The organism is Nocardiopsis sp. MG754419 (assembly GCF_018207095.1).
In the GTDB taxonomy this organism is placed as follows: domain Bacteria; phylum Actinomycetota; class Actinomycetes; order Streptosporangiales; family Streptosporangiaceae; genus Nocardiopsis.
The window spans coordinates 1-25488 of sequence record NZ_QOCZ01000009.1 but is presented as its reverse complement, the minus strand read 5'-3'; the positions used below and the strand labels follow the sequence as shown (position 1 = coordinate 25488).

Below are 25488 nucleotides of genomic sequence, written 5' to 3'. Positions count from 1 at the left end.
GGAGACTGAGGGCATGTCGGAACTTCTTGCGCGCCACCGGGCGGTCATGCCCTCCTGGCTGCCCCTGTACTACGAGTCCCCGTTGGAGATCGTCGGCGGTAAGGGCGCCCGTGTCACGGACGCCGAAGGCCGGACCTACCTCGACTTCTTCACCGGCATCGTCACCAACATGCTCGGCTACGACGTGGCCGAGGTCCGCGAGGCCGTCGAGCGGCAGATCGCCCGGGGGGTCGTGCACACCTCCACCCTGTACCTCATCCGCTCCCAGGTGGAGCTGGCCGAGAAGATCGCCCGCCTGTCGGGCATCCCCGACGCCAAGGTGTTCTTCACCAACTCCGGCACCGAGGCCAACGAGACCGCCCTGCTGCTGGCCACCCACGCCCGGGGCAGCGACGAGGTGCTGGCCCTGCGCGGCAGCTACCACGGTCGTTCCTTCGGCACCGTGGCGGTCACCGGCAACAAGGCCTGGAAGAACTCCTCCCTGTCCCCGCTCAACGTGCACTACCTGCACGGCACCGACCACTCCTCCCCCGCCTTCCGGCATCTGTCGGAGCAGGAGTACATCGACGTGTGCGTGGCCGACCTGCGCGAGGTCCTCGACACCACCGCGCCCAACGTGGCGTGCCTGATCGCCGAGCCCGTGCAGGGCGTGGGCGGGTTCGCGATGCCGCCGGACGGCCTGTACGCCGCGTACAAGGAGGTCCTGGACGAGCACGGCATCCTGCTCGTCTCCGACGAGGTGCAGACCGGGTGGGGCCGCACCGGTACGAGCTTCTTCGGGATCGGCAACCACGGGGTGACCCCCGACGCCATGACCTTCGCCAAGGGCCTGGGCAACGGGTTCGCGGTGGGCGGCGTGGTCGCCCGCGGCGACCTCATGGACGGCCTGAAGGCACTGGGCGTGGCCACCTTCGGCGGCAACCCCGTGTCCATGGCCGCGGCCGGCGCCACCCTCGACTACGTGCTCGAACACGACCTTCAGGGCAACGCGCTGCGGCAGGGTGACACCATCATCGACGGGCTGCGGGCCCTGCGCGAGTTCGACTGTGTGAAGGACGTGCGCGGCAAGGGGCTGATGTTCGCGATCGAGATGGTCGACCCGGCCACCGGCGCGCCCTCCTCCCCGCTGGCGGGCCGGGTCCTGGAGGCCACCCGCGAGCGCGGACTGCTGGTGGGCAAGGGCGGCGTGCACGGCAACGTCCTGCGGATGGCCCCGCCCCTGACCCTGTCCACGGAGGAGGCGGCCGAGGGACGCGACATCCTGCTGGACGCCGTCCGGTCCGTCGCCGACCAGGCGTGAGCCGACCCCGGGTGGAGGGGCGGCGCGACACCGTCCTCCCCCGGGTGCGCACGACGTCCTTCGCGTCCGCACGGCCGCGGGCCGCCCGCGCCGATCCGACGCCCGAGAACAGCTCCCCGCACCAGGAAGAGGCAGTATGAGCAAGCACGTCACCCACTGGATCGGCGGCGGCGCCCACGAGGGGCCCGCGCGACGGAGCGGGGACATCTACGACCCGTCGTCCGGTCGGATCACCGGCACGGTGGACTTCGCCGGCCCCGAGGAGGTCGACGCGGCCGTGGCGGTCGCCAAGGCCGCGTTCCCCGGCTGGCGGGACACCTCGCTCTCCAGGCGGGTCCAGATCCTGTTCCGTTTCCGTGAGCTGCTGAGCGCCCACTCCGACGAACTGGCCGCCCTGGTGAGCTCCGAGCACGGCAAGGTGTTCTCCGACGCCCAGGGCGAGGTGGCGCGCGGCCTGGAGGTCGTGGACTTCGCCTGCGGTATCCCCCACCTGCTCAAGGGCGGCTACTCCGAGAACGTGTCCACCGGCGTGGACTCCTACTCGATCCTGCAGCCGCTCGGCGTGGTCGGGGGCATCACCCCGTTCAACTTCCCCGCGATGGTGCCGATGTGGATGTTCCCGGTGGCGATCGCCTGCGGGAACACCTTCGTGCTCAAGCCCAGCGAGAAGGACCCCTCGGCGGGCGACCTCCTGGCCCGGCTGTGGAAGGAGGCGGGGCTGCCCGACGGTGTGTTCAACGTGGTGCACGGCGACAAGGTCGCGGTGGACGCGCTCTTGGAGCACCCGGACGTGGCCGCGGTCAGTTTCGTGGGCTCCACCCCGATCGCGCGGTACATCTACCGGACCGCCGCCGAACACGGCAAGCGTGTGCAGGCGCTCGGTGGCGCGAAGAACCACATGGTGGTGCTGCCCGACGCCGACCTCGACCTCGCGGCGGACTCGGCGGTCTCGGCCGGGTTCGGTTCGGCGGGCGAACGGTGCATGGCCATCTCCGCGATCGCGGTCGTGGACTCGGTCGCCGACGACCTGCTGGACCGGATCAAGGAGCGGGTGGCCCGGCTGCGTGTGGGCCCCGGGGACGACGACCGCAGCGAGATGGGGCCACTGGTGACCCGGGAGCACCGGGACAAGGTGGCCTCGTACCTGGAGTCGGGTGTGCGCGAGGGGGCGACCCTGGCCGTCGACGGCCGGGTGCACCCGGTGTCGGGCGGGGAGGCGGACGGGTTCTGGTTGGGTCCGTCCGTGCTGGACCACGTGGGACCGCAGATGTCCTGCTACCGGGAGGAGATCTTCGGTCCGGTGCTGAGCGTGGTGCGCGTGGGCGACTACGACGAGGCCGTCAAGCTCATCAACGACAACCCGTACGGGAACGGGACCGCGATCTTCACCAACGACGGGGGCGCCGCCCGCCGCTTCCAGAACGAGATCGAGGTCGGCATGGTGGGCATCAACGTGCCCATCCCGGTGCCCATGGCGTACTACTCGTTCGGCGGCTGGAAGCAGTCGCTCTTCGGAGACTCGCACGTCCACGGCACGGAGGGTGTCCACTTCTACACACGGACGAAGGCGGTCACCGCCCGCTGGGCCGACCCGGGCCGTCGGCCCGAAGGCGGCGTGGACCTGGGATTCCCCACCAATGGCTGAGGAACTTCGGCGAAATACCGCATGGATGTCTCTCACTGACCGTCGGTGACGCGCGACACGGAGTATCGTTGACGGTGGCGCCCTTCACGGGGCGTGGCCATCGGCCACGCAGCCATGCGAGCCATCCTGAGAAGACGCGCTCAATTCCCCTCCTCCCCATGGAAGCGGGCGCGTCGACGGAAGCGCTCCGGGTCCGACTTCTCCCCCTGGACCCGGAGCGCGACCGTCACTTCCGCCCCTGAAGGGCGGGATGCCGATCAGCGCGCCGCCATCAGCGGCTCGCCCGCGGTCACCGGCTGGAGGCCGATGATCCCCGCGCACTCGTCACACCCGTACACATGGGCCCCGTCCGGCAGTTCCCCGAGCACCCGGCGAGGCCGGGGCCACTTGGTGTGGCAGACGGCGCAGGCATCCCCCATGCACTGCGCCCGGCTCAGCAGGCTCGGGTCATAGACGTAAGGCTCGAATACGGCGTCGGTCGGCATGTCTGGTTCGCACATCGTGCTCGTTCCGCGCAATGTCCTTGCTCCCCCCGTGGTTTAGGACAGTCTGGCGGGCCGATAGTTACCGGCTCTTAATTGAATCAGAAGCCCTCGGCGCCTGGAAGGGCCCGGACCGATCTAAATCACTCCGTGAAGGTAAATCATAACCCTAAGTAACGAACCCTGGGAAGACCCGGGGCGAGAAGTGGCCATTCATGCACTGTGACCGATATGTGCACACGAAGCCGATCAGGGCCTTCACGCTTCGGTACGAGGGACCACCGCGAATCGACGCATCGCCAACGCGGGATTGGTGACGCGGACGGACTCGACGCGTTCGGCCGAAACCCGAGCGGCGGCGACCTCGAAGGTCTGCTCGCCCAGGGAGGCCAGCGGGGTGCCCATGGGATCGATGAGCATGCTGTTACCCGCGCCGCTGGGGGCGGCCTGGCCGGATGCGGCCACGTAGACGGTGTTCTCGACGGCGCGGGCGCGCGCCAGGGTGCGCCAGTGCTCCTCCTTGAGCGGCCCCGGCACCCACTGAGCGGCCAAGAGCACCACGTGCGCCCCGGCGTCGGCGATCCGCCGCGTCACCTCGGGGAAGCGCAGGTCGTAGCAGGTCTGCAGACCGAAGACGACGTCGTCGACGACGAAGGTCTCCGGGGCCTCGATCGGGCCGGGCGCGACCACGTCGGACTCCTTGACACCGAACGCGTCGTACAGGTGGATCTTGCGGTACAGGGCCACGCGTTCCCCCTGCGGGGACAGTGCCACCAGGGTGTTGGTGAAGTGCGAGGAGCCCTCGCCCCCGGACTCGTTGACCCCCAGCACCAGATGCACACCCTCGCGGCGCGCGGTGTCGGCGGCCTCGGCGAGGAAGGGCCCGTCCAGCGACTCGGCCGCCTCGACGTAGCGGTGATCGGTGCGCGGCGCCGTGAACATCGTGTACTCGGGAAGCAGGACGACCCCGGCGCCGGCGACGGCGGCACGTGCGGCCAGCTCGGCCACCGAGCGGGCGTTCTCGGCCTTGTCCTGCCCCGGCGCGAACTGGGCGACCGCGACCTGCACCATCGAACTTCCCCCTCGAGGCCTGGGGCGCGACCCGGCCGGCCCACCCCGAACGTGCCACGAGTGTACGTCCGGGCCGGCTCCGCCCACCCGCGGGGCGGTGGTCCGACGACACCGGGAACGCACGGTCGCCGCCGGACGGCCGAGAGGCCGGTGCCGGCTCCCCTGCCGGGCTCCGTGGTCCCGACGCGGTCACCCCACGGCGCACGGGGCCGCGCGGAACGCAGCGGCGCCGCCGGGGCTCATTCCTCAGGGGCGGTCCGGTCGCGTGCGGCGTCGCGCAGTCGGGTCGGTCGCTCCCCGTGTTCGGCGACGGTGTCGCGGCCGACCGGAGTGAGGGCGAGGAGGGTGCGGGGACGACCTCGGGCGGTCTTGGTGATGACGACGAGCCCGCCGCGCTCCGGCTTGGACAGGTGGCTGGAGAGGTTGCCCTTGGAGAGCCCGGTGGCGCGTTGGAGGAACAGGAAGTCCGTGCTCTCGCAGGACCGGAGCGCGCTGGTGATCGCCAACCGCGAGGGTTCGTGCACCAGACGGTCGATCTCCGCGATGTCCTCCAAGTGCGTGCCCATGGTCGGTCCGTTCCCACGCACCGGAAATCGGGTAGCCCGGACGGAGAGGAACCCCGTACTCCCCCGAAAGGACCGTCGTGAGCAGTACCGACGCTTCGACACCCGCGCCCCGGCGTCACCGGGGAGGACGTGCGCTGATCGTCGCGGCGGCGGTGGCGGTCGTACTCGTGGTGGTGGCGGGACTGATGTGGGCCATGCAGAGATCGGTGATCTACGCGCCCTTCGGAGGTGCGCCACCAACCGCCGCCGACGTGATCGAGGGGGCCGAGGACGTCCGGCTGACCACGGAGGACGGGGTCGACCTGGGCGGCTGGTTCGTACCGCCTCGGGACGAGGACCGCGAGGCCGCCGTGTTGGTGACCAACGGCAACGCGGGCAACCGGGAGAGCCGGGCGCCACTGGCCCGGGCCCTGGCGTCCGAGGGCTTCTCCGTCCTGCTGTTCGACTACCGCGGCTACGGCGGCAACGAGGGTTCGCCCTCCGAGGAGGGGCTGGCCGCCGACGCCCGCGCCGCCGCCGACCATCTGGCCGCACGGGGCTTCGACGCCGACCGCACGCTCTACTTCGGAGAAAGTCTGGGTGCCGCCGTGGCCACCGCCCTGGCGGTCGAACGTCCACCCGCCGGACTGTTCCTGCGCTCGCCGTTCAGCTCTCTGGCGGAATTGGGCGAGGTCCACTACCCGCTCCTACCGGTGCGCTCGATGCTCTGGGACCGCTACCCGGTCACCGAGCAGGTGGCGCGGGTGGAGTCCCCCACGACCGTGGTCATCGGGGACGTCGACGCGATCGTTCCGGCGGAGCAGAGCCACGCGGTGGCCCTGGCCCGCGGGGGACCGTTCGAGGAGGTCGTGCTGTCGGGAGCGGACCACAACGACGCCGAACTCGTGCACGGCCCCGAGGTGATCGGGGCGTTCACCCGCCTGGCCGACCACGTGCTGTGATCCGCACCGGCCTCGTTCGCCGGCCTTCCGTTCGGCGGCTCAGCCCGGTAGGTAGGACAGGGCCCAGGCGGGCGCCAGGACGAGGATGAGGAAGCGCGCCGCGCGGGTCACGAAGGTGATCACGCAGAACAGGACGAGGTTCATCCGGACCACCCCGGCGAGTACCGAGACCACCATGAACGGCGGGACGCTCGCGAAGGAGCTCAGGGCCAGCAGGCCCGCGCCCCAGGCCGGTCGGGCCTCCGCCTTCGCGCGCCATTCCGCCATCCGCGCCGACCACTTGCCGGGGGTGGCGGCCCTGCGCCTGAGCCAGGGCGCGGAGATCGTCCCCTTGCCCACGTAGTAGTAGGGGATCTTGCCGAGGGTCTGTCCCACCGCGGCGGCCACCGCCATCGCGACGAGGGCGCCGTCGTCCACCAGGGCGACGGCGCCCACCAGGTACACCTCGATGTTGAGGATCGGGACCAGCCCGGCCGCCGTGGCCACCACGAAGGCCAGGAGGGTCTCGACCACGGGCGTCTACTTCTCGGCGGCGGCGAGCTGCCCGCAGGCGCCGTCGATCTCCTGACCGCGGGTGTCGCGGACGGTGACGGACACTCCGTGGGACTGCAGACGCCGGACGAACTCGCGTTCGTCCTCGGGACGCGAGGCGGTCCACTTCGACCCCGGTGTGGGGTTGAGCGGGATGAGGTTCACGTGCACCAGGTGGCCTTTGAGGAGCTTGCCGAGCAGGTCGGCACGCCAAGCCTGGTCGTTGATGTCCTTGATGAGGGCGTACTCGATGGACACGCGCCGCCCGGTGGTACCGGCGTAGCGCCAGGCCGCGTCCAGGACCTCCCGGACCTTCCAGCGGGTGTTGATCGGCACCAGCTCGTCGCGCAGCTCGTCGTCGGGGGCGTGCAGGGAGATCGCGAGGCGGACCTGCATCTTCTCGTCGATGAGCTTGTTGATGGCCGGGACCAGACCGACGGTGGAGACGGTCACGCCGCGCTGGGAGATGCCCATGCCCTCGGGGACCGGGTCGGTGATCTGGCGGGTGGTCTGGAGCACGCGCTTGTAGTTGGCCATGGGCTCGCCCATGCCCATGAACACGATGTTGCTGACCCGCCCGGGGCCACCGGCGACCTCACCGCGCGCCAGGTCCCGGGCGCTGGCGACCACCTGCTCGACGATCTCGCCGGTGGACAGGTTGCGGGTCAGACCCGCCTGCCCCGTGGCGCAGAACGGGCAGTTCATGCCGCAGCCGGCCTGGGAGGAGATGCACAGGGTGACGCGGTCCGGGTAGCGCATGAGCACCGACTCGAACATGACCCCGTCGAAGGCCTTCCACAGGGTCTTGCGGGTCATCCCGTTGTCACAGGTGATGTGCCGGACGGGGGTGAGGAGCGTCGGCAGGAGCGCCTCTCCGAGCTTCTCCCGGGAGGCCTCGGGCAGGTCGGTCATCTTCGAGGTGTCCGACTCCAGGGCACCGTAGTAGTGCTTGGCGATCTGCTTGGCGCGGAACGGCTTCTCGCCCAGTTCGCGGACGACCTCCTGGCGCTCCTGTGGGGTCAGGTCGGCCAGGTGCCGGGGCGGCTTGGCACGGCGGGGTGCGACGAATGTCAGCTCGGCGGGCATAAGGATCCGTAACGAGTGGAGTCGGTGGACTGCGCCCGGCGCGGAAGGGATGTGGCGCCGCGGGTCGTTATACGACTTATACGCGGCTGCGGCGTTGCTCCGCCTGTCAGGGCACTACCGTCGATTCTACGCGCAGTGTGGACAGCCCGGACGGGTCCTGCCCTTTCGGTGACCACGACAACACGACAACCCCCTGGGTCGGCATACGTGGAGGGCCGGTGACCGAGATCGACGTCCTGCTCGACGAGATCAGCCCCTACCAGAGCCGACGCGTCGTCGTGGAGTGCGATTCCCACACCACCGCCGCCTACCTGTTGGACGCCCGCGAGCGCATCCGCGTCCCGGTGTGGCTGGCCAACCACGAGAGCGCCCCGAGCGAGGTACAGCCCGGCGACCTCTACCAGGGCCGGGCGCCGCTCATGCCGGAGGCGCACACCAAGCACCCCCAAGGGCGCCCCCGCTTCGATCCGGAGACCCTGCGCGCCGTCTGGTTCGAGGAGGGCGACGGGGTGGCCCTGCTGGACGAGGAGGGGCTGCTGGCGGTCATCCCCGGATGGGCGGACGCCGACAGCGGACTTCCCGGGTACGCGCGCGAGGCGATCGGGCGCAGCGCCTACGCGTGGGAGCTGGACTCGGTGAAGCGCCGACTGTGGCCGCGGGTCGTGCACGCCGAGGCCTACTGGGACTGGAGACGGGCCTCCGGGGCCTGGCGGAGCGTGCAGCGCACGGTGCTGAGCCACCTCAACCGCCGGGTGGGCGCGGCCGGGCACTACTGGGACGTCTCCGACGGGCATCCCCCGCTGCTCCGGGTGTCGGAGCGCCCTCCGACCGCGGAACGACCGTTCACGATCCTGTCCACGGTGGGGATGTGCGGGCAGCGCATGCCCACCCTGGACCGGTACATGGCCGACACCTCCCACCACGCCCGGGTGGAGTTGGCGCTGGCCACGACACTGCCGGCGCACCACGCGGCACGGATCTTCCGGTGGATCGGGGCCTTCCCGTGGCGCGCGGTCACCTGGTTCGGGACCGGGCACACGGTCAAGTGGTTGGACAACCCCGAGGACCGCGCGATGCGCGGCGACGCGGGCGCGGTCCTGCTGTTGGAGGACCCCGGTCCCCTGGTCACCGACCCGACCCACGTGCCACCGGACACCTCCGGGCTCTCCTTCCAGGGCGACCCGGTGCGGTGGCTGTGGATCGTGCCGATCACCCGCCCGGAGCACCTGTTCGCCAAGGAGCACGACAGCGCGACCCTGGTGGAGAAGCTCGCGGCGGAGAACCGCAGCTGGATCCTGGGCTGAGTTCCGCCCCGAGCCGACGTCCTCCGTCGGCGCCCCATCGCCCTCCCGAAAACCGGTTGACCCGCCCGCGCGGTTCGACGACCATGCCCCGGTCGATGGGTCGCGCGAGGTGAAGGTGGGCAGGGCACGTGGGCCGGACGGACGGGACGGACACGGATCGGCGCGCGGGGATCATGGCCCCGCTGCGGCACGGGAACTTCCGCGCGCTGGCGCTGGGCCGGGTGCTGATGATGTTCGGCAACGGCATGGCGAGCGTGGCGCTGGCGTTCGCGGTCCTCGACGTGACCGGGTCGCTGGCCCAGGTGGGTCTGGTGGTGGGGGCCCGCTCGGTCGCCAACGTGTCCCTGCTCCTCCTGGGCGGGGTGATCGCCGACCGCATGCCGCGCGCCCTGGTGATCCGCGGCGCCTGTGTGCTCGCCGCGCTCTCCCAGGGGCTTCTGGCGCTGACACTGCTCACCGGGACCGCCACGTTGACGGTGATGATCGTGTTGAGCCTGTTGAACGGGGCCGCGGCCGCCGCCAACCTGCCCGCCGCGGCGGCGCTGACCCCCCAGACGGTGCCGCTCACCCTGTTGCGGCAGGCCAACGCCCTCGTGGGGATCGCGAAGCAGATGGGCATGTTCGCGGGCATGTCGGTGGGCGGTGTGGCCGTGGGGCTGCTCGGTCCCGGGTGGGCGATCGGCGTGGACGCCCTCATGTTCGCCGCGGCCGGGGTCGCCTTCCTCTTCCTGCGGGTGCCCTCGACGGTGTCGCCGGGGCGGAGCAACGTCCTGCGCGACCTGCGCGAGGGCTGGAGCGAGTTCGTGGCGCGCCCCTGGGTGTGGATCATCGTGCTGCAGTTCATGGTGGTCAACGCGGGTTGGTCGGCGACCACGGCGGTACTCGGCCCGGGCATCGCCGACGAGACGTTCGGGCGGACCACGTGGGGGCTGGTCATGGCGGCCAACAGCGTGGGGCTGCTGGCGGGCGGGGTCCTGGCGGCGCGGTGGCAGCCCCGAAGGGCGCTGTTCTACGGCACCGCCCTGGTCACCCTGCAGACCCTGCCGTTCTTCGTGCTGGCCGACCCCTCACCGATGGTGCCGCTGCTGTTCGCGGCGATGTTCGTGGGCGGGGTCGCGGTGGAGCAGTTCACCGTGGCCTGGGAGGTGTCGGTACAGGAGAACATCCCACCGGACCGGCTCTCCCGGGTGTACTCCTACGACGCCCTCGGCTCGTTCGTGGCGATGCCGGTGGGGCAGGTCGCGATCGGGCCGCTCGCCGAGACGATCGGCCCGGAGCGGTCGATCCTGATCGTCGCGGGACTGACGATCATCGCCACGCTGGCGGCCGTGGCGGCGCCGAGCGTGCGGTCACTGCGCCGCGGGTGAGGGACGGGGCAGGGGCCCGCCCGCGCGGCGGTCCCGGACCTGCCGGAACACGTGGTGCAGCCGCGCCATGTCCTCGTCGCTGAAGCGTTCGACGAAGCGGAGCAGGGTGGCTCCGGGGTCGGGGCCGGTGCGCAGGACCTCGCCCATGACGCGGGCGGTGAACTCGGCGTGGGTCTCCCGGGGCCAGTAGACCCAGGCGCGGCCGGTCTTCTCGCGCTCGAGCAGGCCCTTCTGATGGAGGATGTTGGTGACCGTCATGACGGTCGTGTAGGCGAGTTCGCGGTCGTAGACCATGCTCTCGCGGATGTCGCGGACCGGCAGCGGCCCCTCCGCGCGCCACAGGGCGGACATGATGGCCGCCTCCAGTTCCCCCAGACCCCTCATGGGTCCCCCTAGCCCCCGTCGTTGCATCAGTACGTAGGCGCATCGTAGGTGTGCGAGACACAGCGCACAGGAAGAACCGGGGAGAACACGCAGATCCGGACATCCAAGGCGGGGTTCACCGGCGTTTCACCGCCGGAAGCGCCCCGCGCGCCATCGGTTGCCGCCCGGGCCGCCGGCGGGCGCCCTCACGGGGATCGAAACATCTCCCCCGGTGTTACTCGCTGGAAACGTGGTACGCGCCACATTCTTGTCGCCCCACGACGATCACGATGGGACGCCCCGAAAACCCCACCAAATAGGGGCAAATGGGTCGCCACGACCACGCAACGCAAAGTGACCGGCACGTAGCGGCAAGGTTCGTGTGAAAGATTGTTAGGTATCTCCCAGTTTCCACAACCCTCGCGTTCCCGTCCGGGAGGTCGGTACAAGTAGCCTTGTACCCGACGAGTGCTGGCCAGGTCAGACACTCCCCCGTTGGGGAGCGACTCCATGCTTCTTCGAGCCCGCCTAGCCGACAGCCACCCGTCTTTCCTACACATTCACAAGCGAGCTGCGGAAGTGGGCGATCTCCGCCGTGTCGTCTGAGGCGTCTCAACCCCTGACAGATTTCGGCCCGAACGAGTGGCTGGTAGAGGAGCTTTACCAGAAGTACCTCACCGACCCGAATTCGGTTGACAAGGCTTGGTGGAACTTCTTCGCGGACTACAAGCCCGCGGACTCGGCCGGCGGGAAGGGTGGGGCCGCTGCGACCGCTAAGGCGCAGTCCGAGAAGGCCCCCGCCGCACCCGCGCCGAAGAAGAAGGCCGCCGCGGCCCCTGCACCCAAGAACACCGATACCGACGATGCACTCCAGGTCAAGGAGGAGCGGTTGCGTGGCGCACCCGCCCGCACCGCGACCAACATGGAGTCCAGCCTGACCCTGCCCACCGCGACGAGCGTGCGCGCGGTGCCGGTCAAGCTGCTGTTCGACAACCGCATCGTCATCAACAACCATCTCCGGCGCGGCCGCGGTGGGAAGGTCTCCTTCACCCACCTCATCGGCTACGCCATGGTCAAGGCCCTCAAGGCCCTGCCCGAGATGAACCACTCCTACACGGAGCTGGACGGCAAGCCCGGCGTCGCCAAGCCCGAACACGTGAACTTCGGTCTGGCGATCGACCTCCAGAAGCCGGACGGTTCCCGTCAGCTGGTCGTGCCCTCCATCAAGAAGTCCGACGAGATGGACTTCAACGAGTTCTGGAGCGGCTACGAGGACCTGGTCCGCAAGGCCCGCAACAACAAGCTGGGCGTTCCGGACTTCCAGGGCACCACGATCAGCCTGACCAACCCGGGCGGCATCGGCACCGTGCACTCGGTGCCGCGCCTGATGCCCGGACAGGGCACCATCCTCGGCGTCGGGGCCATGGAGTACCCGGCCGAGTTCCAGGGCGCGTCCCAGGACACCCTGAGCGAGCTGGGCATCAGCAAGGTCATGACGCTCACCTCGACGTACGACCACCGGATCATCCAGGGTGCCCAGTCGGGTGAGTTCCTGCGTCGGATCCACCAGCTGCTGCTGGGCGATGACGGGTTCTACGACGAGATCTTCAACTCGCTCCGGATCCCCTACGAGCCGGTCCGCTGGGTGCAGGACATCCACGTCAACAAGGCGACCCAGCTCGACAAGACCACCCGGGTCCAGGAGCTGATCCACGCCTACCGTGTGCGCGGCCACCTCATGGCCGACACCAACCCGCTCGACCACGAGCAGCGCAAGCACCCGGACCTGGACGTGCTCCAGCACGGCCTGACGCTCTGGGACCTGGACCGCGAGTTCCCCACCGGGGGCTTCGGTGGCAAGCAGGTCATGAAGCTGCGCGACGTTCTGGGCGTGCTGCGCGACACCTACTGCCGCACGGTGGGTATCGAGTACATGCACATCCAGAGCCCGGAGGAGCGGGAGTGGCTGCAGTCGCACGTCGAGCGCGAGCACGAGAAGCTCGACCGTGACGAGCAGCTGCACATCCTGCACCGACTCAACAGCGCCGAGGCGTTCGAGACCTTCCTGCAGACCAAGTACGTGGGTCAGAAGCGCTTCTCGCTCGAGGGCGGCGAGTCCCTCATCCCGCTGCTGGACGGTGTGATCTCCCGCGCCGCCAAGTCGGAGCTGGACGAGGCCGTCATCGGTATGGCCCACCGTGGTCGCCTGAACGTGCTGGCCAACATCTGTGGCAAGTCCTACGGGCAGATCTTCGGTGAGTTCGAGGGCAACCTCGACCCGCGCAGCGCGCACGGCTCCGGTGACGTCAAGTACCACCTGGGCACCGAGGGGCTCTTCGAGACGCGCGACGGCGACAAGATCCAGATCTCGCTGTCGGCCAACCCGTCCCACCTGGAGACCGTCAACCCGGTCGCCGAGGGCATCGTCCGCGCCAAGCAGGACGTGCTGGACAAGGGCCCGCACGGGTTCACCGTGCTGCCCATCCTCATCCACGGTGACGCGGCGTTCGCCGGTCAGGGCGTGGTCGCCGAGACCCTGAACCTGTCCCAGCTGCGCGGCTACCGGACCGGTGGCACGGTGCACGTCATCGTGAACAACCAGGTGGGCTTCACCACCTCCCCCTCCGACAGCCGCTCCAGCGTGTACGCCACCGACGTCGCGCGGATGGTCCAGGCGCCGATCTTCCACGTCAACGGGGACGACCCCGAGGCCGTGGTCCGGGTCGCGGATCTGGCCTTCGCCTACCGTCAGGCGTTCCACAAGGACGTCGTCATCGACCTGGTCTGCTACAGGCGTCGTGGGCACAACGAGGGCGACAACCCCGCGTTCACCCAGCCGCTCATGTACGACGTCATCGACGCCAAGCGCTCCACCCGCAAGCTGTACACCGAGGCCCTCATCGGCCGCGGCGACATCACGGTGGAAGAGGCCGAGCAGGCCCTGCGCGACTACCAGAGCGAACTCGAGCGCGCCTTCACCGAGACCCGCGAGGTCGAGAAGAAGCCGATCGAGCCGGGCGCCGTGGTCAAGCCGCAGGTGTTCACAGAGTCGCGTCTGGTCCACTCCAAGGTCGAGACGGCGATCAGCTCCGAGACCGTCAAGCGGGTCATCGACACCCAGGTGAACCTGCCCGACGGCTTCACGCCGCACCCGCGTCTGGCCCCGCAGTTGACCCGTCGCGCGACCATGGTCGAGACCGACGCGATCGACTGGGCCACCGGTGAGCTGCTGGCCTTCGGCTCGCTGCTGCTGGACGACCACCCGGTCCGTCTCATCGGTCAGGACAGCCGTCGCGGCACCTTCGGACAGCGTCACGCCTCGCTCATGGACCGCGACACCGGCGAGACCCACACGCCGCTGAAGCAGTTCGACAACGGCACGACCAAGTTCCACGTGCACGACTCGCTGCTGAGCGAGTACGCGGCGCTGGGCTTCGAGTACGGCTACTCGCTGACCCGTCCCGACACGCTGACCATGTGGGAGGCCCAGTTCGGCGACTTCGTCAACGGCGCCCAGACGGTCATCGACGAGTACATCAGCTCGGGTGAGCAGAAGTGGGGTCAGCGCTCCAGCGTGACCCTGCTGCTGCCGCACGGCTACGAGGGCCAGGGCCCGGACCACTCCTCGGCCCGCATCGAGCGGTTCCTGCAGCAGTGCGCGCAGGAGAACATGACCGTCGCGATGCCGAGCACCCCGGCCAGCTACTTCCACCTGCTGCGTTGGCAGGCGAAGTCGCCGGTCGAGCGCCCGCTCGTGGTGTTCACGCCCAAGTCGCTGCTGCGTCTGAAGTCGGCGACCTCCGCGGCCTCCGACTTCACGTCGGGCCACTTCCAGCCGCTGATCGGGGACGACTCGATCACGCCGGACAAGGTCCGCCGTGTGGTCATCTGCTCCGGCAAGATCTACTACGAGCTGGACGCGGCCCGTCGCAAGAGCGGCGACAAGCACACCGCGATCATTCGCGCGGAGCGCCTGTACCCGCTGCCGACCGAGGAGATCCGCGAGCAGCTCAAGGCCTTCCCGAACGCGGGCGAGGTCCTGTGGGTCCAGGAGGAGCCGGCGAACATGGGTCCGTGGCCCTTCGTCGCGCTCGTCTTCTCCGAGCAGCTGGACCGCCCGTTCACCCGGATCTCGCGTCCGGCCTCCTCCGCGCCCGCGGCCGGTTCGGCCAAGCGCCACGAGGCGGAGCAGCGAGCCCTGGTGGACACGGTGTTCCCGCCCGCCGAGTAACGCCATGTACTACACCGATCGCGGAATCGAGGAGTTGGAGAACCGCCGCGGCGACGAGGAGGTCAGCTTCGCCTGGCTCGCCGAGCAGCTGCGGGTGTTCACCGACATCAACCCCGAGTTCGAGACGCCCGTCGAACGGCTGGCCACCTGGTTGGCCCGGCTGGACGACGAGGACGAAGAGGAGTAGCACGGCACCGCGTCGAGCGGTGTGACGGCCGAGGGGCCCGGGTCGAACGACCCGGGCCCCTCGCGTGTGCCCGGAGCGGTTCTCGGGGTCGACCCGGAGAGACCCCCGAATCGACCCCCGAAATCCGCGACATATCTTGAGTTCGCTCCAGACGCGACATATCGTGAAGTCAGAGAGAGCGAACGAAAGGGTTCACGATGGCACGTTGGACCATCGACAGTCCGATGACCCACACCCTCGACGGCATCGTCGCCCTGAAGGTGCGGATCGTCGGCGGCCAGGTCAACATCATCCCCACCGACGACCCCGTCACCTTCGAGATCGGTGACATCGAGGGCGAGCCCCTGGAGGTCACCCAGGAGGCGGGGATCCTCACCATCCACTATCGGGACCTGACCGGCCAGGGCTTCCTGGACCGCCTCAAGCCCCTGCAGCTGACCGGGTACAAGAACGTGCACTCGCGCCGGGCCACCGTGAACCTGCGGGTCCCCCGGGACTGCCCGGTCGAGGTCACCACGGCCACCGCCCCGGTGGTGGCGGCCGGGTTGAGCGCGCGCACCAAGATCCGGACCGCCACCGGCGAGGTCACCCTGGACGAGGTCTCGGGCGAGACCGAACTGCACACCGCCGACGGCAACGCCTCCGTGCGCGGCCCGGGCGGGACACTGGGCTTCAACACCGCCACCGGGCAGCTGGCGGTGGCGGGCGGCCGACTGTCGGAGCTGCGGGCCAAGACGGTCTCGGGTTCGGTCCTGGTCGACACCGACCTGACCTCCTCCGCCCGGGTGCGGGTGAACACCGTGTCGGGCGAGGTGGCCCTGCGGGTGCCCTCGGAGAGTTCGGCCGCGGTGGAACTGCGCGCCGTCACCGGCGACGTGGACTCGGACTTCGGGTTGGACCGCAACAGCGCGCCGGCCCGCACCACTCTGAGCGGCAAGATCGGCGTGGGCGTCGACCCCGCCTCCATCAGTGTCAACACCGTGTCCGGTCGGGCCGCGCTGCTGCGACGTGCGCCCGAGGCTCCGGCCGCGATCCCAGAGGGGGCCTGAATGAGCACCATCTTCGGCCACGGAAGACTGCGCCTGTACCTTCTCAAACTGCTCGACGAGAGCCCGCGCCACGGTTACGAGATCATCAGCCTGCTGCGCGACCGCTTCCTGGGCGTGTACTCGCCCTCCCCCGGCACCATCTACCCCCGGCTCGCCCGGCTGGAGGAGGAGGGACTGGTCACCCACACGGAGGAGGGCGGACGCAAGGTCTACAGCCTCACCGACAAGGGCCGCGAGGAACTGCGCGCCCGTGAGAGCGACCTGGACGACCTGGAGCAGGAGATCACCGACTCGGTGCGCGACATCGCCCGCGCGGTCAAGCAGGACGTGCGCGCGACCATCGGTTCCCTGCGCGAGGAACTGAAGTTCGCCGCCGGTGGGGCCCGCCGTGAGGAGTCCGAACGCACCGCCGCCTCCGACGAGGCCGGGCGCGAGAAGGGCGAGGGGGACGAGGAACCCCGCCGCGAGGGCGACCGTGCCCGGGAGTGCGGGGACGGCGGCATGTGGGCCCGTGAGTGGGAGCGCTTCGCCCAGGGCTTCGGCGCGTTCGGCGCCGCCTGGGGCCGTCCCGGCTCCGAACACGGCGGCGCGAGCGGGACCGAGGGTGAGGGCTCCGAACGCGAAGAGGCCGGGCGTGAGGAGGCCGGGCGTGAGGGCCCCGAGTTCGAGCAGGCCCTGCGGGACTTCTCCACGCGCGTGCGCGACATGGTGCGGGGCGCCGGTCAGGTCGGCGGGTCCGCCGCCCACGACCTGCGTCGGATCCTCGACGACACCGTCGAGGTGATCCGCCGCGACATGGGCCGGTGGGGGCCGACCAAGGGCGAACACGACGACGAGGGCCGTGGCCCGAGCGAGCGTGGCGAGGACGAGCCCACCACGGGTGAGACCGACGCCCCCCGCGAGCCGTCCTCCACCCCCACCTCCGAAGGCGAGGGGGAGGACCCCTCGGAGCGGCGTGAGGCGCGCCCCATGCCGAAGACGGGCGGGGACCCCTGGTCGACCGCCACCGGCGAGGACGCGGAACGGAGCGACTGACCACAGGCGCACGGGGCCCGTTGGACCACACGGGGGCGTGGTCCAACGGGCCCCTCGGCGACGCTCGGGCGGATGACGAGGAAGGGAAGGAACGGTGTTGGTCCCGTACACGATCGAGCAGGACGAGGCCGGGGTGTGGTGCGCTCGGGCGCGCCTGCGGCCCGGTGTCGGCGCCCGCGGTGTGGGCGACACCCCCGACGCCGCCCTCGCCGACCTGCGCGCGGAGTTCGCCCTCCTGGTCGCGGAGGGCGACACCCGTCTGGAGCTGATGTGAGGACCGGCGTCCCGAGGGGCGTCGGTTCCGCGTGGGCGGGTCCGGCCGGGCGCGTGCTCGGAAACGGCCGAGGGGCCCGGAGGACCGGACGGGGTCGCGGTCTTTCGGGCCCCTCGTGTTCGCGCCGGGACGCGGGGGTGTCACCGAGCGGTGCCACCCCTGGGGGTCGACCACAGGGGGTGTTCCCCGAAGGTCGGCCCCCGAAGGACACCGCCCTTCGAGTCCTCGATCGCGGGCCGAACCACGGTGGAGGCCCGAGCAGGCGCGGCTAGCGGCGGGCGACGCCGTCCTCACGGGCCTGCGCGGCGACCGCGGCGGAGACCGCCGGGACCACCCGCTCGTCGAAGGAGCTCGGGATGACGTAGTCGGCGGTCAGGTCGTCGCCGACCAGGTCGGCCAGGGCCTTGGCCGCGGCCAGCTTCATGTTCTCGGTGATGTCCGAGGCACGGACGTCGAAGGCGCCCCGGAACACACCCGGGAAGGCCAGGACGTTGTTGATCTGGTTGGGGAAGTCGCTGCGCCCCGTGGCGACGACGCTCGCGTGCTTACGGGCGACGTCCGGGTGGATCTCCGGGTCCGGGTTGGCCATGGCGAAGATGATGGCGTCCTCGGCCATGGTGGCCACGACCGACTCCGGGACCTCTCCGGCGGACAGGCCGATGAACACGTCCGCTCCGGCCAGAGCGCTCTCGATGGAGCCCTTCAGACCGGCCTTGTTGCTGATGGCGGCGATTTCGCGCTTGATCGGCGTGAGGCCCTCGCGGCCGTCGTAGATGATGCCCTTGGAGTCGGCGACGGCGATGTCACCGATACCGCCGTCGACGAGCATCTTGGTGACGGCGACACCTGCGGCGCCCGCACCGGAGACGACGACCCGCAGGTCGGCCAGGGTGCGGCCGGTGAGGCGGGCGGCGTTGTGCATCGCGGCGACGGTGACGATGGCGGTGCCGTGCTGGTCGTCGTGGAAGACGGGGATGTCGAGTCGCTCACGCAGCTTGGCCTCGATCTCGAAGCAGCGCGGGGCGGCGATGTCCTCCAGGTTGATGCCACCGAAGGACGGCGACATGCGCACGACGGTCTCGACGATCTCGTCGGCGTCGGTGCAGTTGAGGGCGATCGGCACGGAGTCGACGTCGGCGAACTGCTTGAAGAGCAGCGACTTGCCCTCCATCACCGGCAGGGAGGCCTCGGGGCCGATATCGCCGAGACCCAGCACCGCGGTCCCGTCGGTGACGACGGCGACCAGGTTGCTCTTCCAGGTGTAGGTCTCGACCAGGGCGGCGTCCTCGGCGATCGCGTCGCAGACGCGGGCGACGCCGGGGGTGTAGGCCAGGGAGAGGCCGGCGTGGTCGCTGACGTCGACGGAGGAGGCGACGTGCAGCTTGCCGCCGCGGTGCATGGCGAAGGCCGGATCACGATCCAATGCGGACGTGTCCTGGGTACGCGAAGTAAAAGTGGTCACTGCTCAAACCCCTCGGTCTGCTGCTACGTCCCGCGTCGGCCATGACGGGGACGGTGGGCGGCGGAACACGCGCGAAGACGTCAGGGTGCCAGGGGAGCCCCCCACGACGCCGGTCGGCCATGACCGGTGGTGTTCGCCGGGAGGGACGGTCTTCGCCGGACTCTTTTGCGAGTACTGCGTGTCCGCGTCTCACGGGGATGACCCGTTACACAATTCTCTCACAACGGTGACCACAGGAACATCGCGGGTCGCCACGATGGGTCGTTACCGACGCATCGCACTATGCAGCATAATGTCTTAAATGTCGTTTTAGGCTGGCGGCGTGGTCCCGCGAACCCGCCTCCGACCAGGCACGATCCGTGCCCTTGAAGGAGACCTCAGATGCCTCTGCGCAAGCCCCTTCCGTACTTCACGGCCCTCGCCGCAGCGGGTGTCCTGACCCTGTCCGCATGTGGCGGCGGTGACGGCGCCGAGGACGACGCCGCCCCCGAGTCCCCTGAGGTCTCCGCCGACGAGGAGCTCGCCGCCCTCCTGCCCGAGGAGATCCGCGAGTCCGGCGTCGTCAGCATCGGCGTCGAGGCGGAGTATCCCCCCGGCGAGTACCTCGACGACGACGGCGAGACCGTCCTCGGCTTCAACGTGGACCTGGTCACCGCGGCCGTGAACAAGCTCGGCCTCGAGGCCGAGTGGGTCCCCGCCAACTTCGACTCCATCATCATCGGCGTCGACAGTGGCAACCACAACCTCGGTTCGTCCTCCTTCACCATCACGGAGGAGCGGATGGAGGCCGTGAACATGGTGAGCTACTTCTCGTCCGGCACCCAGTGGTTCGCCCTCGCCGGCAACCCCGAGGAGGTCGACCCGGAGAACGCCTGTGGCATGCGTATCGCCGTGCAGACCGGCACCACGCACGACGACGACATCGAGGCCCGCAGTGAGGCCTGTGTCGAGGCGGGCGAGGAGGCCATCACCATCGAGAAGTTCCAGAACCAGCCGCTGGCCACCTCCAGCGTGATCTCCGGTCTGAACGACGCCTCCCTGGCCGACCTGCCCACCTCCCTGTTCGCTCTCCAGGAGACCGGCGACCAGCTCGAGTTCATCGGTGACCAGTACGACGCCGCCCCCTATGGTGTGGTGACGCACCAGGACGACACCGAGTTGGCCGAGGCCCTGGCCGCGGCCTTCAACGCCATCATCGAGGACGGCACCTACGATGACGTTCTCCAGGAGTGGGGCATCGAGGTCGGTGCCATCGAGACCGCCGAGGTGAACCCCGACGTCGACGAGTAGTCACCACAGGTTCGCACCGCCGCACGCCGCGCTCATCCGGGCCGGCGTGCGGCCGTGTCGACCGACCGTGTCCGGGCGACCGCTCCGGTCACCGCGACCGCCCGCCCTGTTCGCCCGCCATTAGCGAAAGTCTGATCCGTGACCTCACCGAGTGCATCGGCCGACGGCCCGGGGTCGAAGGAACCGACCCCGCGTCGTTCGGTCGAACCGATCACCGCGGTCCCCGTCCGCTACCCGGAACGCTGGGTCGCAGCCGGGGTCGTGCTGGTCCTGGCCGCGATGTTCGTGAACATGCTCATCACGAACCCGGCGTTCAACTGGCCCTTCATGTTCGAGCACATGTTCTCGGACCCGGTCCTGCGTGGTGTCTGGGTGACCCTCAGCGCCACCGTCCTGTCCATGATCATCGGCATCCTGCTGGGCGTCGTGCTCGCGGTGATGCGCCTGTCGGGCAACCCGATCCTGGTCTCGGTCTCGTGGCTGTACACCTGGTTCTTCCGCGGTGTGCCCCGGCTGGTGCTGGCGGTGCTGTTCGGCAACATCGCCATCCTGTACTCGACCATCCACATCGGGCTGCCGTTCGACAACTACTGGATGCCGCTCCTCGGGTTCGAGGGCGACGCCCGGTTCTTCGAGATCGACGTCCGCACGCTCCTGAGCGGGTACGCGGCCGGTCTGCTCGCCCTGTCGCTCTCCGAGGGCGCCTACATGGCCGAGATCATCCGAGCGGGCCTGCAGTCGGTGAACAAGGGACAGACCGAGGCCGCCCAGGCCCTCGGGATGAGCCGGAGCAGGATCATGCGGCGCATCACCCTGCCGCAGGCGATGCGGGTGGTGATCCCGCCCACGGGCAACGAGACGATCGCCATGCTCAAGGACACCGCGTTGCTGGCGTACGTGCCGGTGACCATCGAGCTCTTCTACCAACTCCAGGCGATCGGCACCCGGACCTACCAGATCTTCCCGATGCTGGTGGCGGCGTGCCTGTGGTACCTGGCGATCACCAGCGTGCTCATGGTGGGCCAGTACTTCATCGAGCGCCGGTTCAGCCGTAGTGAGCGCGGGGTGCGGGACCGCATCGTCGGAGGGGCGCACTGATGGCCGAGGAGAACAACGTGACCGGCACCGACGAGGTCGTCGAGACCGCCGAGGGCGCCGCGTTGCCCGCCGACGCCCTCGTCGTCGCCGAGGACGTGCACAAGAGCTTCGGGCGTCTGGAGGTCCTCAAGGGCATCGACCTCCAGGTCAAACGCGGCGAGGTGATGTGCGTCATCGGCCCCTCCGGGTCGGGCAAGTCCACGTTCCTGCGCTGCATCAACCACTTGGAGAAGCTCACCGCCGGCCGCCTGTGGGTCAACGGCGAACTCATGGGCTACCGGCAAAAGCGCGGGCGCCTGTACGAACTGCGCGACAGCGAGATCGCGGCTCAGCGCAGCGACATCGGGATGGTCTTCCAGCGGTTCAACCTGTTCCCGCACCTGACCGTGCTCGGCAACGTCATCGAGGCGCCCGTCCAGGTCAAGCGCGTCCCGAGGGCCCGCGCCACCGAACGCGCGAGGGAACTGCTGGAGCGGGTGGGGCTGCCGGACAAGGCGCACGCCTACCCCGAGCAGCTGTCCGGCGGTCAGCAGCAGCGTGTGGCCATCGCCCGCGCGCTCGCGATGGAGCCGTCGCTGATGCTGTTCGACGAGCCCACCAGCGCCCTCGACCCGGAGTTGGTCGGTGAGGTCCTGGACGTCATGCGCGACCTGGCCCAGGGGGGCATGACCATGGTGGTCGTCACCCACGAGATGGGGTTCGCCCGCGAGGTGGGCGACTCCCTCGTCTTCATGGACGACGGTGCCGTGGTGGAGTCGGGCACACCCTCCGACGTGCTGTCCGACCCCCGGCACGAGCGCACCCGCGCGTTCCTGTCCAAGGTCCTCTGACCCGCGTCCGAGCACCACGGGGCCCGCGCACCGCTCGGTGCGCGGGCCCCGCGCCGTTTCACCACCGGCACGGTCGCCCCGCGCGACCCATATCGGGCCCCCGACCCCCCGAAATCCCACGTGGATGCGGGTGACTCGCGAAACACCCCGTCTCTCCCCTTGACCAGGAGGCCTTCCGGTCCCAGAGTCGTTGCCCAGGGGCACCCCGATCCTGCCCCGGGGAGAAGCATGGACGCGCGTACGGAGAAGGCACGTCGGCTGTGGGAGCACCGGGCGGGCCGTCACGACCTCGGAGGGCACTGTGAACACGTGGCCATCCGCAACACCAGGGAGCTCCTGTGCGGCGGTGCCCGCGGGCGCACCCTGGACGTGGCCGTGGGCACCGGGCGGAACCTTCGGTTCTACCCGCCACAGGTCGCACTGACCGGCCTCGATCCGAGCCCCGACATGATCGAGCGGACACGGGAGAAGGCCGAGGAACTGGGGCGACCCATCACCCTGGTGGAGGGTGACGCGCAACGGCTCTCCTTCGACGACCGGTCCTTCGAGACCGTGGTCTGCACGCTCTCGCTCTGCACGATCCCCGATCAGGAGCGGGCCCTGCGGGAGATGTACCGGGTCCTGGTCCCCGGGGGCCGTCTGCTGATGGTCGACCACATCGAGTACACGCGCATGCCGCTGCTGCTCCGGGAGCGCCGCCGCGAGCACCCGCGACGGCTGCCCCGGGAGGTGGCCCGGGAGGTCGGCTTCGAGGTGGGCCATCACGATCGGCTGTTCTTCGGCATGGTGGAACGCGTAGTGGCGCACCGCCCGCACTGAGCCCTGCGAACCGGCCGTCCAGCAGCGCATATCCTGGGAAGGATCGCTGCTCCGAGCCGTTCGAAGGTGAATCGATGATCCGTCCTGCCCGTCCCGACGACGTTCCCGTCATTCATCGGATGATCGGGGAGCTCGCCGAGTACGAGAAGGAACCCGACGCGGTGACCGCCACGGAGGAGGATCTGCACCTGGCGCTGTTCGGGCCGGACGCGGCCGTGTACGCGCACGTGGCGGAGCACGCGGACACCGACGGCTCACTCGTGCCCGCGGGCTTCGCCCTGTGGTTCCGCAACTACTCCACCTGGACCGGCAAGCACGGCATCTACCTGGAGGACCTGTACGTGCGGCCCGAGATGCGCGGCCACGGGTACGGACAGGCCCTGCTGCGCAACCTCGCCCGGATCTGCGTGGAGCGCGGTCACACGCGTCTGGAGTGGTCGGTGCTCGACTGGAACGCCCCCGCGATCGGATTCTACGAGTCGTTGGGCTCCACCCCCATGGACGAGTGGACGGTCCGTCGCCTGGACGGCGACGCGCTGGTCGCACTGGGTTCCGTTCAGGGCTGAGCCCGACCATTCGTCTCGGTTTCGACCGTCATCGGCCGGACACGATCTTCGTCCCCTGCGTCAGTGGCAGGGTGAAACGAGATACATTGCATTCAAGCGGCAACCTCGCCCCCCGAAGGAGGGACGTGACCGAAGAAACCGCTGTGCCCACGGCCGACGCCACCGGTGTCCGCGACGCCGTCACCGTCAACATGCCCGCGGACAGTGCCTACCTGTCGGTGCTGAGGACGGCCACGGCCGGTCTGGCCGCGCGGCTCGACTTCACCCTCGACGAGATCGAGGACCTGAGGATCGGTGTCGACGAGGCCTGCGCGATGCTCCTCTCCCAGGCGCTTCCCGGCACAGAACTGACCACCGAATTCGAACTCACCCCCGAGGGGATGCGCATCTCGGTCTCGGTGTTGACCGCGGACGGGCGCCTCCCGGCCCGCGACACCTTCGCCTGGACCGTCCTGTCCGCCCTGGCGGGGGACGTGGACGCGGGGGTCGGACCGGACGACCGCGTCTACATCGTCCTGTACAAACACCGCGGCACGCTGGAGCCGGAGTGAGCGAAAGGGGGCCCGCTCTGACAGCGAAGACCGAGCACGCGGTGCCCGATCGGGCGCGCGCGAGAGAGTTGTTCGAGCGCCTTAACGTCCTCGACGCGGACGCGCCCGAGCGGCGTGCGATACGTGACGAGCTGGTGGAGCTCCACCTTCCCTTGGTGGAGTACCTGGCCCGCCGGTTCCGCAATCGTGGTGAGTGGTTGGACGATCTCACCCAGGTGGCCACGATCGGGCTCATCAAGTCCATCGACCGGTTCGACCTGGAGCGCGGGGTGGAGTTCTCCACCTACGCGACCCCGACGATCGTGGGTGAGATCAAGCGCCACTTCCGGGACAAGGGTTGGGCGGTGCGGGTTCCGCGCCGGCTCCAGGAGCTGAAGCTGTCGCTGACCAAGGCGGTCAGCGACCTGTCCCAGCGGGAGGGGCGGTCCCCGACCGTCGCGGAGCTGGCACAGCACCTGCAGATGACCGAGGAAGAGGTGCTGGAGGGCCTGGAGTCCGCCAACGCCTACTCCACGGTGTCGCTCGACGCCCCCGACAGTGGCGACGAGGACGCACCCGCGGTGGCGGACTCGCTCGGGATCGTGGACGAGTCCCTGGAGGGGGTGGAGTACCGGGAGTCGCTGAAGCCGCTCCTGGAACAGCTCCCGCCGCGGGAGAAGCGGATTCTGCTGTTGCGCTTCTTCGGCAACATGACCCAGTCGCAGATCGCCCAGGAACTCGGGATCTCGCAGATGCACGTGTCCCGGTTGCTGGCTCGGACCCTGGCGCAACTACGACAGGCCCTGACGACCGACGACTAGGGCCCGGGTGTCGGGCCACCGTGGCGTTGCCGTGTCGGGACGCCGGTGGACCGCGCTTCCCGGACCCCGAGAAGAGACCGCAGGTGGGATGGCGCGCAACGGGCCATCCCACCGCGGGTCCCGAGGGTCCCCGCCGTGCTGTGGGGCGACCGGACACGGGCCCGCGCCGGACCGTGGGAACGCGGCCGCGGCCGCGGTGTCACCGGCCCCGGGTGGAGTCGTCGGAGAAGAGCGCCGCCGTCGTCGGCGGCGCCAGCACCGCGGCGGTCGCGACGACGGCCGTGCCGAGCATGACCGCTCCCGCCACGTACTGCTCGCCCGTGAACATGTAGTAGGACACCACGGCCATGAACAGCTGGGTGACCACCACCGGGGTACGGGCCCATTCACTCAGCTGGAGCAGGCCGCGGGCGACGAAGATCAGCAGCGCGCCCACCCCCACCCCGATGACGGTGAGCGGGAGCGCGGAGGACGCCACGTCGGTGGCCTGCCCGATGATGACGGTGTACAGGCTGTAGAGGCCGCCGGCGGCCGCGGCCAGCCCGATCAGGGCCTCCAGGGCGGCGGCGACGATGAGGGTGAGAGGACGCGAAGACACCCCTCAAACCTATACGGGTCCTGCGCCCGCCCCCGTCCGACC

General features: G+C 69.7%; 25 protein-coding genes. 17 read left to right on the top strand and 8 right to left on the bottom strand.

Translation table 11 applies throughout. From position 1 onward, the window contains the following. The first annotated feature begins 13 nt into the window (after positions 1-13). Entirely contained in the window at positions 14-1300 is a 1287-nt protein-coding gene (locus DSY14_RS03140; protein ID WP_211714892.1) for an aspartate aminotransferase family protein, read from the top strand. A gap of 136 nt (positions 1301-1436) precedes the next feature. Next, entirely contained in the window at positions 1437-2945 is a 1509-nt protein-coding gene (locus DSY14_RS03135; protein WP_211714891.1) for a CoA-acylating methylmalonate-semialdehyde dehydrogenase, read from the top strand. A 257-nt stretch (positions 2946-3202) separates the two neighbouring features. Here DSY14_RS03135 and DSY14_RS03130 read toward each other — a convergent pair whose 3' ends face one another. The 3 genes from DSY14_RS03130 to DSY14_RS03120 all read right to left on the bottom strand — a co-directional run bounded on the left by DSY14_RS03130 (position 3203) and on the right by DSY14_RS03120 (position 5064). Beyond that, positions 3203-3445 carry a hypothetical protein gene (locus DSY14_RS03130; protein ID WP_211714890.1) on the bottom strand — a complete coding sequence of 81 codons (243 nt, stop codon included), beginning with the start codon at positions 3443-3445 and terminating at the stop codon, positions 3203-3205. A gap of 240 nt (positions 3446-3685) precedes the next feature. Beyond that, positions 3686-4498: a carbon-nitrogen hydrolase family protein gene (locus DSY14_RS03125; protein ID WP_211714889.1), complete on the bottom strand. Its 813-nt coding sequence runs from the start codon at positions 4496-4498 to the stop codon at positions 3686-3688. Between the two features lie 239 nt (positions 4499-4737). Continuing rightward, positions 4738-5064 (bottom strand): transcriptional regulator, encoded by a 327-nt coding sequence (locus DSY14_RS03120; protein WP_211714888.1) that lies wholly within the window; start codon positions 5062-5064, stop codon positions 4738-4740. A gap of 77 nt (positions 5065-5141) precedes the next feature. On the opposite strand from DSY14_RS03120, the gene DSY14_RS03115 reads away from it, so the two are divergent. Further along, on the top strand, positions 5142-6005 hold the full coding sequence (locus tag DSY14_RS03115; protein ID WP_307851112.1) for an alpha/beta hydrolase: 864 nt from the start codon (positions 5142-5144) through the stop codon (positions 6003-6005). Positions 6006-6044: 39 nt separating this feature from the next. Here the strand turns inward: DSY14_RS03115 and DSY14_RS03110 are convergent, their stop codons facing one another. Beyond that, complete coding sequence (locus DSY14_RS03110) at positions 6045-6518, bottom strand: hypothetical protein (protein WP_211714887.1); 474 nt, start codon at positions 6516-6518, stop codon at positions 6045-6047. A 6-nt stretch (positions 6519-6524) separates the two neighbouring features. Continuing rightward, positions 6525-7622 carry a 23S rRNA (adenine(2503)-C(2))-methyltransferase RlmN gene (gene rlmN, locus DSY14_RS03105; protein WP_211714886.1) on the bottom strand — a complete coding sequence of 366 codons (1098 nt, stop codon included), beginning with the start codon at positions 7620-7622 and terminating at the stop codon, positions 6525-6527. A 218-nt stretch (positions 7623-7840) separates the two neighbouring features. Here rlmN and DSY14_RS03100 point away from each other — a divergent pair, with 218 nt between their 5' ends. Together DSY14_RS03100 and DSY14_RS03095 are read left to right on the top strand one after the other, a co-directional pair. After that, positions 7841-8926, top strand: a complete 1086-nt coding sequence (locus tag DSY14_RS03100; protein ID WP_211714885.1) for a suppressor of fused domain protein — start codon at positions 7841-7843, stop codon at positions 8924-8926. Positions 8927-9099: 173 nt separating this feature from the next. Continuing rightward, positions 9100-10293 (top strand): MFS transporter, encoded by a 1194-nt coding sequence (locus DSY14_RS03095; RefSeq protein WP_211714923.1) that lies wholly within the window; start codon positions 9100-9102, stop codon positions 10291-10293. Here the strand turns inward: DSY14_RS03095 and DSY14_RS03090 are convergent. Further along, complete coding sequence (locus DSY14_RS03090) at positions 10276-10677, bottom strand: BlaI/MecI/CopY family transcriptional regulator (protein ID WP_211714884.1); 402 nt, start codon at positions 10675-10677, stop codon at positions 10276-10278. The two genes, DSY14_RS03095 and DSY14_RS03090, sit on opposite strands and share 18 nt — an antisense overlap. Before the next feature lie 574 nt (positions 10678-11251). Between DSY14_RS03090 and DSY14_RS03085 the strand changes: the two genes are divergently transcribed. The 5 genes from DSY14_RS03085 (at position 11252) to DSY14_RS03065 (ending at position 17432) form a co-directional block, all read left to right on the top strand. Then, positions 11252-14887, top strand: coding sequence for a multifunctional oxoglutarate decarboxylase/oxoglutarate dehydrogenase thiamine pyrophosphate-binding subunit/dihydrolipoyllysine-residue succinyltransferase subunit (locus DSY14_RS03085; RefSeq protein WP_211714883.1), 3636 nt, complete (start codon positions 11252-11254; stop codon positions 14885-14887). A 4-nt stretch (positions 14888-14891) separates the two neighbouring features. Then, entirely contained in the window at positions 14892-15074 is a 183-nt protein-coding gene (locus tag DSY14_RS03080) for a DUF6104 family protein (RefSeq protein ID WP_211714882.1), read from the top strand. A gap of 197 nt (positions 15075-15271) precedes the next feature. Beyond that, complete coding sequence (locus DSY14_RS03075; protein ID WP_211714881.1) at positions 15272-16123, top strand: DUF4097 family beta strand repeat-containing protein; 852 nt, start codon at positions 15272-15274, stop codon at positions 16121-16123. Next, positions 16124-17158 (top strand): PadR family transcriptional regulator, encoded by a 1035-nt coding sequence (locus DSY14_RS03070; RefSeq protein WP_211714880.1) that lies wholly within the window; start codon positions 16124-16126, stop codon positions 17156-17158. Positions 17159-17252: 94 nt separating this feature from the next. Then, positions 17253-17432 (top strand): hypothetical protein, encoded by a 180-nt coding sequence (locus DSY14_RS03065; RefSeq protein ID WP_211714879.1) that lies wholly within the window; start codon positions 17253-17255, stop codon positions 17430-17432. A gap of 268 nt (positions 17433-17700) precedes the next feature. Here DSY14_RS03065 and DSY14_RS03060 read toward each other — a convergent pair whose 3' ends face one another. Next, on the bottom strand, positions 17701-18894 hold the full coding sequence (locus DSY14_RS03060) for an NADP-dependent malic enzyme (RefSeq protein WP_211714878.1): 1194 nt from the start codon (positions 18892-18894) through the stop codon (positions 17701-17703). 381 nt (positions 18895-19275) lie between these two features. On the opposite strand from DSY14_RS03060, the gene DSY14_RS03055 reads away from it, so the two are divergent. From DSY14_RS03055 to DSY14_RS03025, 7 genes are all read left to right on the top strand, one after another. Beyond that, on the top strand, positions 19276-20184 hold the full coding sequence (locus tag DSY14_RS03055) for an ABC transporter substrate-binding protein (RefSeq protein WP_211714877.1): 909 nt from the start codon (positions 19276-19278) through the stop codon (positions 20182-20184). 138 nt (positions 20185-20322) lie between these two features. Next, a complete protein-coding gene (locus tag DSY14_RS03050; protein WP_211714876.1) occupies positions 20323-21282 on the top strand; it encodes an amino acid ABC transporter permease in 960 nt (319 codons plus the stop codon). Then, a complete protein-coding gene (locus DSY14_RS03045) occupies positions 21282-22112 on the top strand; it encodes an amino acid ABC transporter ATP-binding protein (RefSeq protein ID WP_249187247.1) in 831 nt (276 codons plus the stop codon). Before DSY14_RS03050 ends, DSY14_RS03045 begins: the two co-directional genes overlap by 1 nt. A gap of 228 nt (positions 22113-22340) precedes the next feature. Next, complete coding sequence (locus tag DSY14_RS03040; RefSeq protein WP_211714875.1) at positions 22341-22931, top strand: class I SAM-dependent methyltransferase; 591 nt, start codon at positions 22341-22343, stop codon at positions 22929-22931. 74 nt (positions 22932-23005) lie between these two features. After that, a complete protein-coding gene (locus tag DSY14_RS03035) occupies positions 23006-23497 on the top strand; it encodes a GNAT family N-acetyltransferase (protein WP_211714874.1) in 492 nt (163 codons plus the stop codon). 125 nt (positions 23498-23622) lie between these two features. Next, entirely contained in the window at positions 23623-24048 is a 426-nt protein-coding gene (locus DSY14_RS03030) for an anti-sigma factor (RefSeq protein WP_211714873.1), read from the top strand. 68 nt (positions 24049-24116) lie between these two features. Further along, complete coding sequence (locus tag DSY14_RS03025) at positions 24117-24848, top strand: RNA polymerase sigma factor SigF (RefSeq protein ID WP_249187246.1); 732 nt, start codon at positions 24117-24119, stop codon at positions 24846-24848. 199 nt (positions 24849-25047) lie between these two features. On the opposite strand, the gene DSY14_RS03020 is transcribed toward DSY14_RS03025, so the two are convergent. Next, a complete protein-coding gene (locus DSY14_RS03020; RefSeq protein WP_211714872.1) occupies positions 25048-25446 on the bottom strand; it encodes a hypothetical protein in 399 nt (132 codons plus the stop codon). Positions 25447-25488: the final 42 nt, after the last annotated feature.